The sequence below is a fragment of the Comamonas sp. Z3 genome (assembly GCF_008121565.1).
GTDB lineage: Bacteria > Pseudomonadota > Gammaproteobacteria > Burkholderiales > Burkholderiaceae_C > Comamonas > Comamonas brasiliensis.
This window is the reverse complement of record NZ_VOQU01000001.1, coordinates 324174-340854: the sequence shown is the minus strand read 5'-3', so window position 1 is coordinate 340854 and position 16681 is coordinate 324174. Positions and strand designations below refer to the sequence as shown.

Below are 16681 nucleotides of genomic sequence, written 5' to 3'. Positions count from 1 at the left end.
TTCAATTTAAAGCCATTGTTTACTTGCGCAAGCAGCTATCTTTTTTGTGTTCAAGTGCAATGTAAGTTGGCCGCAACCGGATCAGTATCCATCGTCTTGCAGCCCGCCCATCTGGCGGTCCAATGCTTGGCGAATCAGCCCCATCACATAGGGCAATTCGTCCAGGCAGCTCAGGCCCACTTCGACATCACCATTGCCCCAGCGGCCAATATTGGAGATGTCGCGGCACAAGCCACGTGGGTCGTCCAACTCGGCAATCCCAATGTTGAGCACCAGCAGCAGCCGCTTGGCCTGCGGCACTACATCGACAAAGTTGGTCTCTGCCTTGTAGGCCACGTAAAGCTTTAAAAACTCTTCGGTGACGTTGGGGTTGAGTGCCTGCACGGCTTTGCGTAGCGCCTCAAACACGGGCTTCATAGCTCCCGTTTCCAGGTGCGGGTGGTCAGCCATGCTGTAGGTTTGCCCAGGTTGAGCAGGCGTGGCTCGGTAAGCGTCGAGTACGCTATTGTCCAGCGCTGGCACTTTCCATACTTTGGCGGCGTCAGTGGCCAAACGTTCGGCACGGGCTTTGATGGCTGCTTCATCCCACTGCGCGACTGCGCCCAAGCCCAGGTTCAGTTTGAGGGGGCTGCTGGCAAAGCCAATCGGGTTGCCATCTTTGTCAGTGACTTGATCGCGCTTGTAAGCGAAGGGGCGGTCACTGTACTCGCCGTTGTAGCCGGTGAGCGTGAGGTTGCCCAGGGTGTGCAGCCATTCCTCTTGAATGCGTTGCCAGTCAGGCCCCAGCTCTTGCTGCCATTCCGGAGAGAGGTCTTCGTTTTGCGGCAGGATGTGCTCAATGGTGTAGTCCTCCACCACCACACGTTCTTTGCGCCCATGGTTTTCCAAACGGCGCAACCAATAGCTGCGGCTGCGGAAGTTGTAGAGGTCACGCAGCTTGATTTCACGCTGAAATTCATCGTCTTTGGGAAAGCGGCGGTATGAGGGCAGTAGCAGCAGCGAAGCTTGCACACTTTCCAAGTAGCGGTCCTTTTTGAGAGTGCGGCTCAGGCCCGCAAAGGTTTTGTTCAGTGAGTTGGTGGGAATGGCGCAGATGGCGCGGCGAAAGACGTAGCTTTCCACTAGGCGCACGATCTGCAAAGCTTCATCGCTGCCCAAACGGCCTTGCTTGTAGTCGTGGTACACGTCTAACAAGAAGGGATAGGCCACGTCCACTTTCAATTCCCGCAGGTCGTGAAAGGCTTGCTTCAAGCCTGTATCTGTCTCGGTACCCAAGGCCATGGCGCAGTAGTACAAGGCGTAGGCGTGAATATCGGCCACCAGGTCGCGTGTGCGTGTGTCGGTGTCGGGTTGCTTTTGGGCAAAGGCTTTGAACGCAAGGTACACCTCACGCACGTTCGGAATCTCACCCGTCTTGGTGGTGAGGTAATGGCGCATGAAAGCATCAAAGTGCACCACATAGGCTGCCTGACCAAATGCCTTTTCCATGGGCCGCCAGTAGGTGTTGTAAAGCTCCGTCTGCAGCTTGGGTTCCAGCCCCATCAAGATGTAGTTGCGGATGAGGTCGGCCTGGCTGAGCTCCAGCCCCGTGGAGTTCATGCTCTCAAAGATCAACTGGGGATTGTCTTGTGAGCGGTCCAAGGCCACATCCACAATGACCAATTTAGCCAGCCCTTGGCAGATGGCTTCCAGCTCTTGCTGGTGCTCTTCAATCAGGCTTTGGAATAGCGCGTAGTTTTCGGTGATGCGTGTGCTGGCCTGCGCGGGCATGGGAGTGTCCTGCAGCAGGGCCAGCAAGGTCTCTTTGTCTGTTTCCGACAGGATGAGCTTGTAGTGGCGGTCGCCATCCTCATCAGGGTTTAGCAGGTAGTAGTTGCGTAGCTTTTTGAAGGAAAAAGCATCCAGCAACTCAGCCACATTATGGGTTTTGAAGTGCTCGGCAAGCGCTGCAATCAACAAGGTGCTGGTGGTCAAGCGCTGTTGGCCATCGATCACCAGCAAAGCCTCTTCGGTCGTGACGGTAGACAAGCCGCGTTCTACGTAAACGATGGAGCCAATGAAATGCGCATTGACTTTGTCATCACGTCCAGCCCGCATCAGGTCCGCCCACAACTGGCGGCATTGCGCTTCTGTCCAGGAGTAGTTGCGCTGATAGATAGGAATGACAAATTGCGGGGACTTGCGCAAGAACTTGAGCAAATTGGCTTCGGTCGCTTTCATTTTTCCCTCAAAGGTTTTGAGCTGCTTGCTGGCGCTGGGCCAACAGGGCTTTGATTTCTAAATTGGCGGCCACTTGCCTGGCCAGCTGTTTTTCTTTGACTGCAGCGGCGCGTGCTGCGGCAATGCGTGTGTCCAGTTCTCTGCAGGCGTGCAGTGCTGCTCGGCGCTGCGCGGCATGCTGTGGGCTATGACTGGGGATGAATTGCCCTGTCAACTCCATAGCCTGCCAAGCTGTCAACGTGTCAAACCAGCCTTGGTACAGGGCTTGCAGGTGTTGGGTGGGCTGCTTACCCAATGCCATGGCTTGTAAAAATGCCTCTGCCGAAGTACCTACCCCAAGGGCAGTGATGGTGGGAGCATCGTCCAGCACGGTCTTATCCAATTCGCGCTGTGCCTTGCGAATATGTGCAATGGAAACAAGCAATTGCCCGCCGCTATCCAGCACGAGCAAGGTGGGGTAAGGGATGGCGCGGTGAACCAGCTCGGCTACGCGTTTGATACTGGTGCTAATGGTGACAGGACGCGCTGACTGCTGGGCAGTAGCTGCAGCGTGGGGAGCTTGATTAGAGCGAATTTGGGCAACGACTACGGCTACTTCCAGGTAGCTGCGCTGTTCGTCTTCATATGCCGCGACGCCGACATTGCCGGGCTTGAGCGCGGCATACCAGGTGAGTTCTTCAATGTGGTCTTGCACCAGCTTGCGGTCAGCGACAGTGGCCGCCCCGCTTTCGGCCAGCATTTTTTTGGGAATGCGCTTTTGCACCAAAGCAGTTGTAGGAACAGCAAGTGCCGTCAGTAATTGCTGGGCATGCAGACTATGCGTACTCATGCGGCTTGAGCTTCCTGAGTCTCATGTTCATTGGGTAAGACGATCAGGTAGGCAACCACTTCAAAGTCATTAGCCCCTGCGAATTCCCCCCGCATGGCGTGGGTGCCGCCCGGTGAGAACAGGCTGGCCACGGCTCGCTCTTCGGATTTGCCCACAATCGATCCCACGGCAGCAGCAAGCAGCTTTTGTGCATGCTGCATGTCTTGGCCATGGCGGGTGGCGTGGTCAAAGCGTGCGCAGGCTGTGGCATCGGGCAGGTCACGACCGACGCTCAAGCGTTTGAGTCGGTCTAAAAAGCGTTTAGCTTGGGTGTAAGGCAGCAGCACCGCACCATCATCGCCCACATGTACCAGATAGTGAGGGGCCAAGGGGTAGCTGGCATCCACCATTTTTTGCGCAGCAGCGCCTTCGGCACGCAGGCAAAACAGAATGCCCGGTGGAATATCGGCATCAATGCTGGTGGTGACGGCAAAGCAGCCCAAGGGCATGCCTTCCAACTTGTCAGGGTGTTCGCGTGTGTATTCGGCCAGGTTGATTCGGAAGTCGGTCAGCGTCAGGTCGGTGATGGCGACGCCGCTGGAGAGGTCTTCCAGGTCAATGACGGTTTCTTGCAGCTTGAGCAGTTGGTTGCGGCGGTATTCCAGATCATTCATCTGGTTGCCGGATTGCTCTTCAATGATGTTTTCTTCGCCTGTGGCGGAAATATCCAGCAGCACCATGCGGCCGCTGACCCGTTGCTCCAGGTTGATGTATTCCTCCAACTCCATGTTGGGCCAGAAGTTCACCAGCTGAATGCTGCTGTTGGTGGAGCCAATACGGTCAATCCGCCCAAACCGCTGGATGATTCGCACCGGGTTCCAGTGAATGTCGTAGTTGATCAGCCAGTCACAGTCTTGCAGGTTTTGGCCTTCGCTGATGCAGTCGGTGGCAATGAGTAAGTCCAACTCGCCTTCATGCACCAGCGCCTCTGGCCGCTCTTTGGAGCGTGGGGAAAATGCAGTCAAGATACTGCTCAGGTCACGGCGCAGTTCTGGCAATGTGGTTTGGTTGCGTCCTGCGCCTGTCACCAATGCCGATTCGATACCCAGCTCTGACTTGGCCCAGGTAGCAAGGTGTTGATACAGATAGTTGGCCGTATCGGCAAAGGCAGTGAATACGATCACTTTGCGGTTGCCGGGGTTGATCGGCTGCTGGCACTTTTGCGCGATCAGTTCACGCAATTTTTGCAGCTTGTCATCGCGGGCGGCGCTGACTTGCTCTGCTGCGGCGTACAAGGTGGCCAGGCGGTTGCGATCTTCAATCAAGTCTTGCTGCCAGCGCAGCAGGTCTACATCAGTCAGCAGAACCTTGACTTTGCGACCGACCAAGAGGGATTCAAAGGCGGGGTCGTCAATGTCCACATCGGCGATGTCGAGCTCTTCAATTTCTTCCTGATGAGCTTCAATGCGCGCCAGCATGCTTTCCACATCGCGCAGCTGTCGCTGCACAGTCAAGGCAAACGAAGACACAGCACTTTCCATGCGTTTGAGCACGTTGACACGCAGAAGGTGAATCAGGCTTTCTTCACGATCTGCTTGACGGAAGAAGCTCTCTCCGCCACGAATTTGGGTGCTGTACTTCTGGTCATAGGCTTCTTGCTTGTGCGGCAGCACGTAGCGCAGGGGCGCATACGCAGAAAGGTTGAGCCGTCGGATTTCCAGATTGATGTCGCGGATGGAGCGAAATTCGCCCGCACGGTCCACATCGGCTTTGATGTTGATGGGAGGCAGACGCTCAGGGAACCGGCCAGTCTCTGCCGTACCGTAATACTTTTCAATATGGCGGCGCGAGCGTGCGATGGTCAGGTGGTCCAGCAAGGCAAAGTAGTCAAAGCCCAGCATTTCCACCAGCAACGCCGGTGACTTCTCTTCAGGAGGCAGATCTAGCCAGCGGTTAAAGGCTTTCTGGGCACGGCGGGTGGTGCTATCAATACTGGCGATGCCATGCTCAAAAAGTGCTGTGTCATTGCCCTCGGTGACAAAAGCAATCTGATTGCGCAGGTCTGCTAGGCGATTGTTCACTGGCGTGGCTGACAGCATCAGCACCCGTGTTTTGACCCCTTCGCGAATGATCTTGCGCATCAGCTTGTCATAGCGTGTCTCGCGTCCCTTGTTCGCAGCTTTGTTGCGAAAGTTATGAGACTCATCGATCACGATCAGGTCATAGTTGCCCCAGTTTACGTGCGCCAAGTCGATATCGCCGGAGCTGCCTTTGTCTCGGGTGAGGTCTGTGTGATTGAGAACGTCGTAGTTGAATCGATCAGGTGCAAGGACGTTGCGTTGATCGTTGGCCTTGTAGAGCGTCCAGTTGTCGCGCAAGCGTTTGGGGCACAGCACTAGCACGCGATCGTTGCGTAGTTCGTGGTACTTAATGACGGCCAGGGCTTCAAAGGTTTTGCCGAGGCCCACGCTGTCTGCAATGATGCAGCCACCAAAGCGTTGCAGCTTTTCGATGGCGCCTACGACGCCATCTCGTTGAAACTTATAGAGTTTTTTCCAAACAACGGTATTGCGTATGCCAGTGGCTGATTTGACGATTTTTTCCTCATCCAGCTCTTCTGTGGCAAACAACTGGTGAAGCACCAAGGCATACACACTGGCTGCATCGCGATGGTTGGCCAGCTCCTTGACAGCAGAAAGCAGCAAGGTTTTTGCTTCAGGATGCTCTTCAAGCTGTGCCCATTGCTGGTCAAACCACTGACTGAGCATTTGGGCTTCTGCCGTATTTTCAGATGCCTGAATCAAACTCAATGGATTGCCAGAAGTTATGCCCAAGCCTTCAGAGCTAAAGCCAAAGGAACCCAGAGCCGCTTGCTGAGCCAGGCTGCTCTCATCACGCAAGACGAACGTGCCCTGCGGCACAGCACCTTTAGCCTGTCGAACATCTGCTTTGACCTCCAGCCACTGCATCAGTTTGCGGGCCAGCCAATGCACTTGAAGCTTGTTGCGCGAAGCACGGTCACAAGCGGAACCAAGCAATCCAAGGTGGTCTGTCTGGAAGTATGGAAAAGGAGTGCTACTTTGCTTGGGGGGTGGGACAACGATGCGTGCTTTCTCCAGCACGTATAACTCAGTGAGCAGTTCAGCAAAAGCAAACAGGGAGAACGCGTCTGAGACCATGTCCAGCTTGTGCCCACGCCCTAACCCAGGACGAATCAGGTCCAGAACCCGGTCAGAGCCGGCATTGCTGATGAACTTCATTGTTCCTCATCCCCCCGATGATCAGTTTCTTATGATCTCATTATCAAACAGAGGGGACACAGAGAACGGATGCCTTTCTCAACATTGATCAAGAAGCACATGCCAGTGCACGGATGCATCCGAGTTTCAGCCTACACGCTGATGCAACGCAACCACATTGGCCCCACCATTACGCAGTCGATCAAGGTAGTCAGCCCATTGCTGAATCTGCTCAAAACGCTTTGCCAAGTACTTGGTGCGGTTGTAGCTCCTTCCGTTCGCATCCTTGACGGCATGCGCCAGATTAGCCTCAATCGCCAGTGGATCAAGGTCCAGTTGATCAACCAACATGGTTCTGGCGCTGGCACGAAAACCATGCCAGCTTTGCTCATCGCCAAACCCGAGGCTATATAAGGCCGTGCGCACAGAGTTATCTGACATGGGCCTGTCATGATCTCGCTGGCCAGGGAAAACATAACGGCCACGTCCACTGAGAGGCTTCAACTCACGAAGCATCGCCACCGCCTGTTTGGGCAACGGCACAACATGCGGCTCGCCGTTTTCCTTCTCTTGCACAGAGCGCTTCATTTTTGCGCTAGGAATCGTCCACAGCTGCCCATCCAAATCAAGCTCCTCCCACTCCATCATCCGCAGATTGGCTGGGCGCTGATAAAGCAACGGTGCCAGCAAAAGTGCCGTTCGCACGAATGGGCCACCTTTGTAGGCATACATTGCCCTCAAAAGCTCACCAAAGCGCTCCGGCTCCACGATCGCTGGGAAATTGCTTCCACGATAAGGGGTCAACCGCGCCTTCAACCCCTCTGTGATGTCACGCTGAGTGTTGTTGGCCGTTGGTAGCCAATAACGCCAAATTTGCCGAGCAAGCATTAGAGCGCGGTCGGCTGTCTCAATTGCACCACGCTCCTCAACCTTTTGAAGCACAGCCAAGAGTTCCATTGGCTGGATCTCGGCCATCTCTCTATCACCGATCCAGGGGAACAAGTCACGCTCCAATTGCCTCAGTGTTCTCTCAGCATGCCCAGGGCTCCAGCGGGTCACCTGTCGTTCATGCCAGTCCAAGGCCACCAACTTGAAGGTGCTGCCTATTCCCGTTGGATTGACTAACTTTTCAAGCTTGCGAGCCTTTGCCGGATCCACACCGTCGGACTTTTGCAAGCGCGCAACATCTCGCGCCTTTCGTGCAGCCGACAAGCTAACCTGCGGGTAGCTCCCCAAAGCCAAACGCCCTTCCTTACCATCCTTCCTGTACTTCCAAAACCATCGCCGCGACCCGGCGGGACTGACTTCTAGGTACAAACCACCCGAATCAGAAAAGCGCTCTCTCTTCACGCCGGGGGAACAAGTGGCATTCCTGCACTGTGCATCGGTCAACATGGGGGAACAAACCTCTCAAAAATGCCCTGCTCTAGAGGGAAATGGGGGAACAACGGGGGTAAATCTACCATTTCAAGCCTCTGTTCCCCCAAATGTTCCCCCTAGTGCTCTTGGCAGAGGTTAAATTTCTTTAGACTTATTTGCACTCTAAGTTGTTGATTTAACAAAAGAAAAAGGGATTCAATGAACTTCATTGAATCCCTTTGGATGGGTAGATGGTGGAGCTGGCGGGAATTGAACCCGCGTCCGTAAGCCTTCGCCGGACAGATCTACATGTTTAGTGCTCTGTTTTGAATCTCGCCACCCAAACCCCGCAGGCACACGCTGTCTGGGTAGCCAGCTTCCTTAAATCTCGCCAAATACCAAGAAGCCCGGTATCCAGCCAGCTAATGTAAATTCCCTTGCAGCCGGGAGGTATTGCTACCCCCTTGCCCAGCCCACTAGCGTGCTGTTGCAAGGCTCACCGGATTAAGCGGCGAGTGCGAAACGTTCGTCGTTTGCAGTTAGTTTTTTGAATGGAGATTTACGAGCATCACTCAAGCTCGACATGCACCGCACCGGTCCCGAACCCACGTCGAAACCAGGACAGCCCCTTAGTTGCCTATTCTAGCCTCATCCCAGCAAGTTCAACAGCTCAAGGGGTGAATTGATATGCGCATCGGCACCCCAATGAGCCGTATCTGCTGTCGTTCCAAGGTAACCATAGCGTGCTGCTACGGTTTTCATACCCGCAGCGGCACCCGCCTGAATATCGCGCTCATCATCGCCGACATAGATGCAATGCTCGGGAGCGATCTGCATGCGTCGCGCGGCTTCAAACAGAGGCTCGGGGTGAGGCTTGGAATGCGGCGTCGTGTCCCCGCTCACCACGGCCGCAGCCTGAGCAAACAAGGGCATCTGACGCGTCAGCGGCTCGGTGAAGCGCATGGACTTGTTGGTCACCACCCCCCACAGCAACGGGCCAGCCTCCAAGGCCTGGATCAGCTCCGGCACACCCTCAAAAGCATAGGTGCGCTCGGTCATGCATTGCTCGTAATTGCGAAAGAACTCCTCACGCATTTCCGCAAAACCTGCAGACTCCGGCGTCATGCCGAACGCAATGCCCAGCATTCCGCGTGCCCCGGCTCCGGCCATATGGCGGTAGGCATTGAGCGGCAGCGAAGGCATGCCGCGATCCACACGCATCTTGTCCGCTGCCGCCCCCAGATCGGGAGCGCTGTCGATCAAGGTGCCATCCAGATCAAAAAGAACGGCTCTCACATGTCTCCACATGACTATCACTCCTGAGGGCGGCGTGTTGCCAGCATGTAATTGACCGAGGTGTCATTGCTCAGCCAGTAGCGCCCCGAGATCGGGTTGTGCTCCATGCCCTTGGTGCCCTGGGCATCCAGGCCTGCTTCGCGCGCAAAGCGAGCCAGCTCGCTGGGGCGCAGCAGCTTGCCGTATTCATGCGTGCCCTTGGGGATCATCTTGAGCATGTATTCGGCAGCCACGATCGCCAGCGCAAATGCCTTGGCATTGCGGTTGATGGTGGAAAAGAACACCCAGCCACCAGGTTTGACCAACTGAGCACAGGCCCGCACGATGGATGCGGGATCGGGCACATGCTCCAGCATTTCCATGCAGGTCACCACATCAAAGCTGGCCGGCTGCTCCTGCGCCAGCTGCTCGACGCTGACCTCATGGTACTGAATATTGGGCGTGCCCGTTTCCAGAGCATGCAACTGCGCCACGCGCAAAGCCTTGGTTGCCAGGTCGATACCCACCACCTTGGCCCCTTTGCGCGCCATGGAGTCTGCCAGAATGCCGCCGCCGCAACCCACGTCCAGCACACGCTGGTTCGCCAGGGGCGCCTGGGCGTTGATCCAGTCCAGTCTCAGGGGGTTGATCTGATGCAGTGGCTTGAATTCACTCTCGGGATCCCACCAGCGATGGGCCAGGCTGGAGAATTTTTCCAGTTCTGCCGGGTCGGCATTGATAGTGTTGCTCATGCCGCCATTGTCCGCGATTACCACGATGGATCGGGCATAAAAAAAGCCCCGTTGCCGGGGCTTTTTGTGTAGCAATCGAAAGATTACTGAGCAGCCTTGGTGCCCACAACTTCGATTTCCACGCGACGGTTTTGAGCGCGGCCAGCAGCAGTGGCGTTGCTTGCCACGGGTTGCTTCTTGCCCTTGCCTTCGGTGTACACGCGGCTCTTTTCGATGCCCTTGGACACCAGGTAAGCCTTCACAGCTTCAGCGCGACGCACCGACAGCTTCTGGTTGTAAGCATCGGAACCGATGGAGTCGGTGTGACCCACGGCGATGATGACTTCCAGGTTGATGTCCTTGATCTTGCCGGTCAGGTCATCCAGCTTGGCCTTGCCTGCGGGCTTCAGCACGGACTTGTCGAAGTCGAAGAAAGCGTCAGCAGAGTAGGTAACCTTGGATGCCACTGCAGGCTGGGGAGCCACAGGAGCGGGAGGCACAACGGCGGGAGCAGGAGCTGCAGTGACCTGGGCCTTCAGAGCACCGTCGCAATCAACAGCGGCAGTAGCAGGAGTCCAGTTGGCATCGCGCCAGCACAATTCGTTCGTGCCGTTCTTCCACACCAGTTCGCTGGTGCCGTTTTGCCAGTTGTCGATAGTCTTGCCACCGTCAGCAGCCTTCACTTGTGCGCCAGCGGCTGTCACGAGGGCAGCAGAGGCAAACAACATCGCCACTTTGTTCAGTTTCTTCATGGTTCTCCTCTTGGGGAAAAAGCCGCAGCAGGGCTGCGAATCTGTGGACGTCATCAGTGACCATCACCAAAAACGTTGAAATGATTGTGCCATACGTAACATGCAAGAGTGTTGTCAACTAGGCACCAACAAGTAGGACAGCTATGTAATTCCTCAGTTATGTTGCTCTGCTGCCACACGCCATTCGACCTAAAATGGCTGTTTTCCAGCCGTCAAAGTATCACTAGACATGACCCAGTTTGCTAAAGAAACTCTGCCCATCAGCCTTGAAGAGGAGATGCGTCGCAGTTATCTCGATTACGCCATGAGCGTGATCGTGGGCCGGGCGCTTCCTGATGCGCGTGACGGCCTCAAGCCCGTGCATCGCCGCGTTCTGTACGCCATGCACGAACTCAATAACGACTGGAACCGCCCCTACAAGAAGTCGGCGCGTATCGTCGGTGACGTGATCGGTAAGTACCACCCTCACGGCGACAGCGCGGTCTATGACACCATCGTGCGCATGGCGCAGGACTTCTCGCTGCGCCACATGCTGGTCGATGGTCAGGGCAACTTCGGCTCGGTGGACGGCGATAGTGCCGCCGCCATGCGTTACACCGAAATCCGCCTGTCCAAGATCGCTCATGAAATGCTGGGCGACATCGACAAGGAGACCGTGGACTTCGGCCCCAACTACGACGGCTCCGAGAGCGAGCCACTGGTGCTGCCCAGCCGCCTGCCCAACCTGCTGGTCAACGGCTCCTCGGGCATTGCCGTGGGCATGGCCACGAACATTCCGCCGCACAACCTCAACGAGGTGGTGGACGGCTGCCTGCATTTGCTGCAGAACCCAGATGCCTCGATTGACGAGCTGATGGAGATCATTCCCGCGCCGGACTTCCCCACGGCCGGCATCATCTACGGCATCAACGGCGTCAAGGAAGGCTATCGCACGGGCCGCGGGCGCGTGGTGATGCGTGCCAAGTGCCACTTCGAGGACATCGACAAGGGCCAGCGCCAGTCCATCATCGTTGACGAGCTGCCCTACCAGGTCAACAAGAAGACGCTGCAGGAGCGCATGGCCGAGCTGGTGCACGAAAAGAAGATCGAGGGCATCAGCCATATCCAGGACGAGTCGGACAAGTCCGGCATGCGCCTGGTGATCGAATTGAAGCGCGGCGAAGTGCCCGAGGTGGTCCTCAACAACCTCTACAAGCTGACCCAGCTGCAAGACACCTTCGGCATGAACATGGTGGCACTGGTCAACGGCCAGCCCAAGCTCTGCAATCTGAAGGATCTGATCCAGGTCTTCCTGGAGCACCGCCGCGAAGTGGTGACCCGCCGCACCGTGTTCGAGCTGCGCAAGGCGCGCGACCGCGGCCATGTGCTGGAAGGTCTCGCCGTCGCGCTGGCCAATATCGACGACTTCATCGCCATCATCCGCAACGCTCCCACACCTCCCGTGGCCAAGGCGGCGCTGATGGAAAAATCCTGGGACAGCAAGCTGGTGCGCGAGATGCTCACCCGCACGCGCACCGACGGCGGTGTGGTCAATGCCGACGACTACCGCCCCGAAGGCCTGGAAGTCGAATTCGGCATGCAGGGCAACGGCCTGTACCGCCTGTCCGAAACCCAGGCCCAGGAAATTCTGCAGATGCGTCTGCAGCGCCTGACCGGCCTGGAGCAAGACAAGATCGTGGCCGAGTACAAGGACATCATGTCGGTCATCGAAGACCTGCTGGACATCCTGGCCAAGCCCGAGCGCGTCTCCATCATCATTGGCGAAGAACTCAACGCCGTGAAGGCCGAGTTCGGTCAGTCCAAGAAGGGCGAGCGTCGTTCCACCGTCGAGTACAGCGCGCAAGACCTGTCCACCGAAGATCTGATCACGCCCACCGACATGGTGGTGACGCTCTCGCACACCGGCTACATCAAGAGCCAGCCCCTGTCCGAGTACCGCTCGCAAAAGCGCGGCGGCCGCGGCAAGCAGGCCACGGCCACCAAGGAAGACGACTGGATCGACCAGCTCTTCATCGCCAACACGCACGACTATCTGCTGTGCTTCTCCAACCGTGGCCGCATGTACTGGCTCAAGGTCTGGGAAGTGCCCTCGGGCTCGCGCGGCTCGCGTGGTCGCCCCATCGTCAACATGTTCCCGCTGCAGGACGGCGAGAAGATCAACGTGGTGCTGCCGCTGACCGGCGAAAACCGCAGCTTCCCCGAAGATCACTACGTCTTCATGGCCACCAGCATGGGCACCGTCAAGAAGACGGCGCTGACCGAGTTCAGCAACCCGCGCAAGGCCGGCATCATTGCAGTGGGCCTGGACGAAGGCGACTACCTGATCGGCGCCGCGCTGACCGACGGCAAGCATGATGTGATGCTGTTCAGCGACGGCGGCAAGGCAGTGCGCTTTGACGAGAACGATGTGCGCCCCATGGGCCGCAATGCGCGCGGCGTGCGCGGCATGAACATCGAGGAGCATCAGAACGTGATCGCCATGCTGGTCGCCGAGGCCGACGACGGCACGGGCAATGTGGTGGCGGGCTCGCAAAGCGTGCTGACCGCCACCGAAAACGGCTACGGCAAGCGCACGGCCATCAGCGAATACACGCGCCACGGCCGCGGCACCAAGGGCATGATTGCAATCCAGCAGTCCGAGCGCAACGGCAAGGTGGTGGCCGCCACCCTGGTGGCGCCCGAGGACGAGATCATGCTGATCACCGACACCGGCGTGCTGGTGCGTACCCGGGTGGCGGAAATCCGCGAACTGGGCCGTGCCACGCAGGGCGTGACGCTGATCAATCTGGACGCCGGCGCCAAGCTCATCGGCCTGCAGCGCATCGTCGAAAATGATGCGAACGACGGTGCCGGCGAGGACGGCGAAGCCGAAGACTCCGGCAGCGCCGCCGCCGAAGGCCCAGCCGAGTCCGGCGACGCATCCTGATCGGCCAGCCCCGGCTGCCCCGATACGGACAGGACGCCACGGGCATGATCCATGCCCGTGGCCCAATGTTTTGATAGCTGAAAGCGCAAGCCAGACAAGCGCTTTCACATGTTTTGAGCGTAAATCTGATGAACCGCCCTTTTAACTTCTCCGCAGGCCCCGCCGCCATCCCTGAAGAAGTGCTGCAAACCGCAGCCGCCGAAATGCTGGACTGGCACGGCTCCGGCATGGGGGTGATGGAAATGAGCCACCGCGGCAAGGAATTCATCAGCATCTACGAAGCCGCCGAAGCCGATCTGCGCGAGCTGCTGGCCGTGCCCGCCCACTTCAAGATCCTGTTCATGCAAGGCGGCGGCATTGCCGAAAACGCCATCGTGCCCATGAATCTGTCGCGCGCCGGCGTGGTGGACTTTGTGGTGACCGGCAGCTGGAGTCAGAAGTCGGCCAAGGAAGCCGCCAAGTACGCCAGCGATGCCAATGTGGCCGCCACCGCCAAGGACAGCAACTACACCACGATTCCCGCCGCCAGCAGCTGGAATCTGAGCCGCGGCGCCAGCTACGTGCACATCTGCAGCAACGAGACCATTCACGGCGTGGAGTTCCACGAGCTGCCCGACCTCCAGGCCCTGGGCTCGGATGCGCCCCTGGTCATCGACTTCTCCTCGCATGTGGCCTCGCGCTCCATCGACTGGAGCCGCGTGGGCCTGGCCTTTGGCGGCGCGCAGAAGAACATCGGCCCCGCAGGCCTGACCATCGTCATCGTGCGCGAAGACCTACTCGGCCATGCCCTGCCCGTCTGCCCCTCGGCGTTTGATTACAAAACCGTGGCCGACAACGGCAGCATGTACAACACGCCTCCCACCTGGGGCATCTACATGGCCGGCCTGACCTTCCAGTGGCTCAAGCGCCAGACGGAAGGCAGCCTCAGCGGCGTGGCAGCCATGGAAGCGCGCAACATCGCCAAGGCCAAGCTGTTCTATGACTATGTGGACCAGTCCTCGTTCTATGTGAACAAGGTGGCCGCGAACTGCCGCTCGCGCATGAACATTCCGTTCTTCCTTCATGATGAGTCGCGCAACGACGCCTTCCTGGCCGGCGCCAAGCAAGCCGGCCTGCTGCAGCTCAAGGGCCACAAGTCCGTGGGCGGCATGCGCGCCAGCATCTACAACGCCATGCCCATCGAAGGCGTGCAGGCGCTGGTCGACTACATGCGGGACTTCGAGCAACGTCAGGCCTGAGTCCCGCCTTTAGCCTTGTAAAAAGATGAGCTGCCGGCGCTTTATCTGCAAGCACTTCAACAAGGTTTTGGTCTGAAATCCTTGTGCAACTTGCGTTAGCAGCTACGAAATTTGAGAGATTCATGAGCCAAGAACCCCAAGCCAGCCCCGAGCTGTTGTCGCTGCGCAACCAGATCGACTCCCTGGACCGCCAGTTGCTGGAGCTGGTCAACCAGCGCGCCCATGTGGCCGAGCAGGTGGGCGAGCTCAAGAAGAAGGAAGGCTCGGCCTTCTTCCGCCCGGACCGCGTGGCCCAGGTGATCGAGAAGATCAAGTCCAACAACCCCGGCCCGCTCAAGGGCGCGCATGTGGCCGCCATCTGGCGCGAGATCATGTCGGCCTGCCTGGCGCTGGAATCCCCCCAGCGCGTGGCCGTGCTCGGCCCTGCCGGCACCTTCTGCGAGGAAGCGGCGATCCAGTACTTCGGCGGCGCGGCCGACCTGATGTACTGCAACAGCTTCGAGGAAGTCTTTCATGCCACGGCCGCCGGCAGCGCCCAGTACGGCGTGGTGGGCGTGGAGAACTCCAACGAGGGCGTGGTCACGCGCTCGCTGGACATGTTCCTGCACACGCCCTGCCATGTGGTGGGCGAGGTCAGCATGCTGATCCGCCACAACCTGATGCGCACCAGCAATACGCTGGACGGCATCGAAGTCGTGGCCGCCCACCCCCAGGCTCTGGCCCAGTGCCAGGGCTGGCTGTCCAAGCATCTGCCCCATGCCGAACGTCGCCCTGTGGAGAGCAATGCCGAAGGCGCGCGCCTGGCGGCCCTGCACCCCAACTGGGCCGGCATTGCCGGCGAACGTGCCGCCCAGCAGTTCGGCCTGCACATCGTCAGCCACGCGATCCAGGACGATGCCTACAACCGCACGCGTTTCGCCGTCATCTGCCTGCCGCACACGCTGGCCACGGCCGCGCCCAGCGGCAGCGACTGCACCAGCCTGGTGGTCTCGGTGCCCAACACTGCCGGCGCCGTGCATGACCTGCTGGTGCCGCTGAAGAGGCATGGCGTCTCGATGACGCGCTTCGAGTCGCGTCCGGCCCGCACCGGCCAATGGGAGTATTACTTCTACATCGACATCGAAGGCCACCCGGCCCAGGCCAATGTGGCCGCCGCCCTGCAGGAGCTGCAGGGCCTGTGCGCCTTCTACAAGGTGCTGGGCACCTACCCGGTGAGCAAGTGATGGCAGCTCAGGAATTGCAGCCGTTCGAGCAGCTCGGCTTGATCGGCTGCGGATTGATGGGCGGCTCCTTCGCTCTGGCACTCAAGAAGGCCGGCCTGGTCAAGCGCGTGGTGGGCTACAGCAAATCGCCCTCGACCACCGAACGCGCCCGCCAGATGGGCGTGATCGACGTGGAGGCACCTTCCGCCCTGCTGGCGGCGGCCGGCGCCGATCTGGTGCTGCTGGCCGTGCCCGTGGCGGCCACCGAGGCCACGCTCAAGTCCATCAAGCATCTGGTCACACCCCAGATGATGATCATGGACGTAGGCTCCACCAAGGTCGATGTGGTGCAGGCCGCACGTTCGGCGCTGCGCGACCAGATCGGCAGCTTTGTGCCCGCCCACCCCATCACCGGCAAGGAAGTGGCCGGCGTGGAACACGCCGATGTCAAGCTCTACCAGGGTGCCCAGGTCGTGCTGACCCCGACGGAGCGCACGCTGACTGCGCATCTGGCCAAGGCCCAGGCGCTGTGGCAGGCCCTCGGATGCAAGGTCACAGCCATGTCGCCCGAGGCCCATGACAGCGCACTCGCCACCGTCAGCCACCTGCCCCATCTGCTGGCATTTGCCATGATGCAAAGCGTGCTGAACCAGCCCGGTGCCGACGATATGCTGGCGCTGGCCGGGCCCGGCTTTCGCGATTTCACGCGCATCGGTGCAGGCGACCCCAAGCTCTGGCGCGATGTGCTGCTGGCCAACCGCGATCAGGTGCTGACCCAGTCGCGCCAGTTCCGCCAGGCGCTGGAGCAGCTCGAAGGGCTGATGCAGGCCAACGACGGCCAGGGCCTGCAGGATCGCCTGACCCTGGCCAGCGCCGCGCGCGCCGAATGGACCATGGGCGGCAAGCGAGGCTCTTAAACTAGCGGCGTCGA

General features: G+C 58.7%; 11 protein-coding genes and 1 other RNA gene. 4 read left to right on the top strand and 8 right to left on the bottom strand.

Annotation, left to right across the window (positions count from 1 at the left end; genetic code table 11):
* Window positions 1-81 precede the first annotated feature (81 nt).
* The 8 genes from FSY59_RS01645 to ompA all read right to left on the bottom strand — a co-directional run bounded on the left by FSY59_RS01645 (window position 82) and on the right by ompA (window position 10384).
* Window positions 82-2220 (bottom strand): DUF262 and DUF1524 domain-containing protein, encoded by a 2139-nt coding sequence (locus FSY59_RS01645; protein ID WP_054076036.1) that lies wholly within the window; start codon window positions 2218-2220, stop codon window positions 82-84.
* 7 nt (window positions 2221-2227) lie between these two features.
* Window positions 2228-3049, bottom strand: a complete 822-nt coding sequence (locus tag FSY59_RS01640) for a DUF4391 domain-containing protein (protein WP_081007870.1) — start codon at window positions 3047-3049, stop codon at window positions 2228-2230.
* Window positions 3046-6288 carry a helicase-related protein gene (locus FSY59_RS01635; RefSeq protein WP_148728341.1) on the bottom strand — a complete coding sequence of 1081 codons (3243 nt, stop codon included), beginning with the start codon at window positions 6286-6288 and terminating at the stop codon, window positions 3046-3048. The genes FSY59_RS01640 and FSY59_RS01635 overlap by 4 nt, the downstream gene beginning before the upstream one ends.
* Window positions 6289-6414: 126 nt before the next feature.
* A complete protein-coding gene (locus FSY59_RS01630) occupies window positions 6415-7662 on the bottom strand; it encodes an integrase arm-type DNA-binding domain-containing protein (protein WP_054076035.1) in 1248 nt (415 codons plus the stop codon).
* 216 nt (window positions 7663-7878) lie between these two features.
* Window positions 7879-8255: a transfer-messenger RNA gene (gene ssrA / locus FSY59_RS01625) on the bottom strand.
* Between the two features lie 19 nt (window positions 8256-8274).
* Complete coding sequence (locus tag FSY59_RS01620) at window positions 8275-8934, bottom strand: HAD-IA family hydrolase (protein ID WP_003057135.1); 660 nt, start codon at window positions 8932-8934, stop codon at window positions 8275-8277.
* 5 nt (window positions 8935-8939) lie between these two features.
* Entirely contained in the window at window positions 8940-9653 is a 714-nt protein-coding gene (gene ubiG / locus FSY59_RS01615) for a bifunctional 2-polyprenyl-6-hydroxyphenol methylase/3-demethylubiquinol 3-O-methyltransferase UbiG (protein WP_003057136.1), read from the bottom strand.
* Window positions 9654-9736: 83 nt separating this feature from the next.
* Window positions 9737-10384 (bottom strand): outer membrane protein OmpA, encoded by a 648-nt coding sequence (gene ompA / locus FSY59_RS01610; protein WP_003057138.1) that lies wholly within the window; start codon window positions 10382-10384, stop codon window positions 9737-9739.
* A gap of 229 nt (window positions 10385-10613) precedes the next feature.
* Here ompA and gyrA point away from each other — a divergent pair, with 229 nt between their 5' ends.
* From gyrA to FSY59_RS01590, 4 genes are all read left to right on the top strand, one after another.
* Window positions 10614-13310, top strand: coding sequence for a DNA gyrase subunit A (gene gyrA / locus FSY59_RS01605; RefSeq protein WP_043371685.1), 2697 nt, complete (start codon window positions 10614-10616; stop codon window positions 13308-13310).
* A gap of 128 nt (window positions 13311-13438) precedes the next feature.
* Window positions 13439-14548 carry a 3-phosphoserine/phosphohydroxythreonine transaminase gene (gene serC / locus FSY59_RS01600; protein WP_019043391.1) on the top strand — a complete coding sequence of 370 codons (1110 nt, stop codon included), beginning with the start codon at window positions 13439-13441 and terminating at the stop codon, window positions 14546-14548.
* Between the two features lie 122 nt (window positions 14549-14670).
* Entirely contained in the window at window positions 14671-15771 is a 1101-nt protein-coding gene (pheA, locus tag FSY59_RS01595) for a prephenate dehydratase (protein WP_003057141.1), read from the top strand.
* On the top strand, window positions 15771-16667 hold the full coding sequence (locus FSY59_RS01590) for a prephenate dehydrogenase/arogenate dehydrogenase family protein (RefSeq protein ID WP_148728340.1): 897 nt from the start codon (window positions 15771-15773) through the stop codon (window positions 16665-16667). The genes pheA and FSY59_RS01590 overlap by 1 nt, the downstream gene beginning before the upstream one ends.
* The last annotated feature ends 14 nt before the right edge of the window (window positions 16668-16681 follow it).

Coding starts and splice junctions, on each gene's coding strand:
- FSY59_RS01645 (WP_054076036.1), bottom strand. CDS start 2,220: ATGAAAGCGACCGAAGCCAATTTGCTCAAGTTCTTGCGCAAGTCCCCG.
- FSY59_RS01640 (WP_081007870.1), bottom strand. CDS start 3,049: ATGAGTACGCATAGTCTGCATGCCCAGCAATTACTGACGGCACTTGCT.
- FSY59_RS01635 (WP_148728341.1), bottom strand. CDS start 6,288: ATGAAGTTCATCAGCAATGCCGGCTCTGACCGGGTTCTGGACCTGATT.
- FSY59_RS01630 (WP_054076035.1), bottom strand. CDS start 7,662: ATGTTGACCGATGCACAGTGCAGGAATGCCACTTGTTCCCCCGGCGTG.
- FSY59_RS01620 (WP_003057135.1), bottom strand. CDS start 8,934: ATGTGGAGACATGTGAGAGCCGTTCTTTTTGATCTGGATGGCACCTTG.
- ubiG (WP_003057136.1), bottom strand. CDS start 9,653: ATGAGCAACACTATCAATGCCGACCCGGCAGAACTGGAAAAATTCTCC.
- ompA (WP_003057138.1), bottom strand. CDS start 10,384: ATGAAGAAACTGAACAAAGTGGCGATGTTGTTTGCCTCTGCTGCCCTC.
- gyrA (WP_043371685.1), top strand. CDS start 10,614: ATGACCCAGTTTGCTAAAGAAACTCTGCCCATCAGCCTTGAAGAGGAG.
- serC (WP_019043391.1), top strand. CDS start 13,439: ATGAACCGCCCTTTTAACTTCTCCGCAGGCCCCGCCGCCATCCCTGAA.
- pheA (WP_003057141.1), top strand. CDS start 14,671: ATGAGCCAAGAACCCCAAGCCAGCCCCGAGCTGTTGTCGCTGCGCAAC.
- FSY59_RS01590 (WP_148728340.1), top strand. CDS start 15,771: ATGGCAGCTCAGGAATTGCAGCCGTTCGAGCAGCTCGGCTTGATCGGC.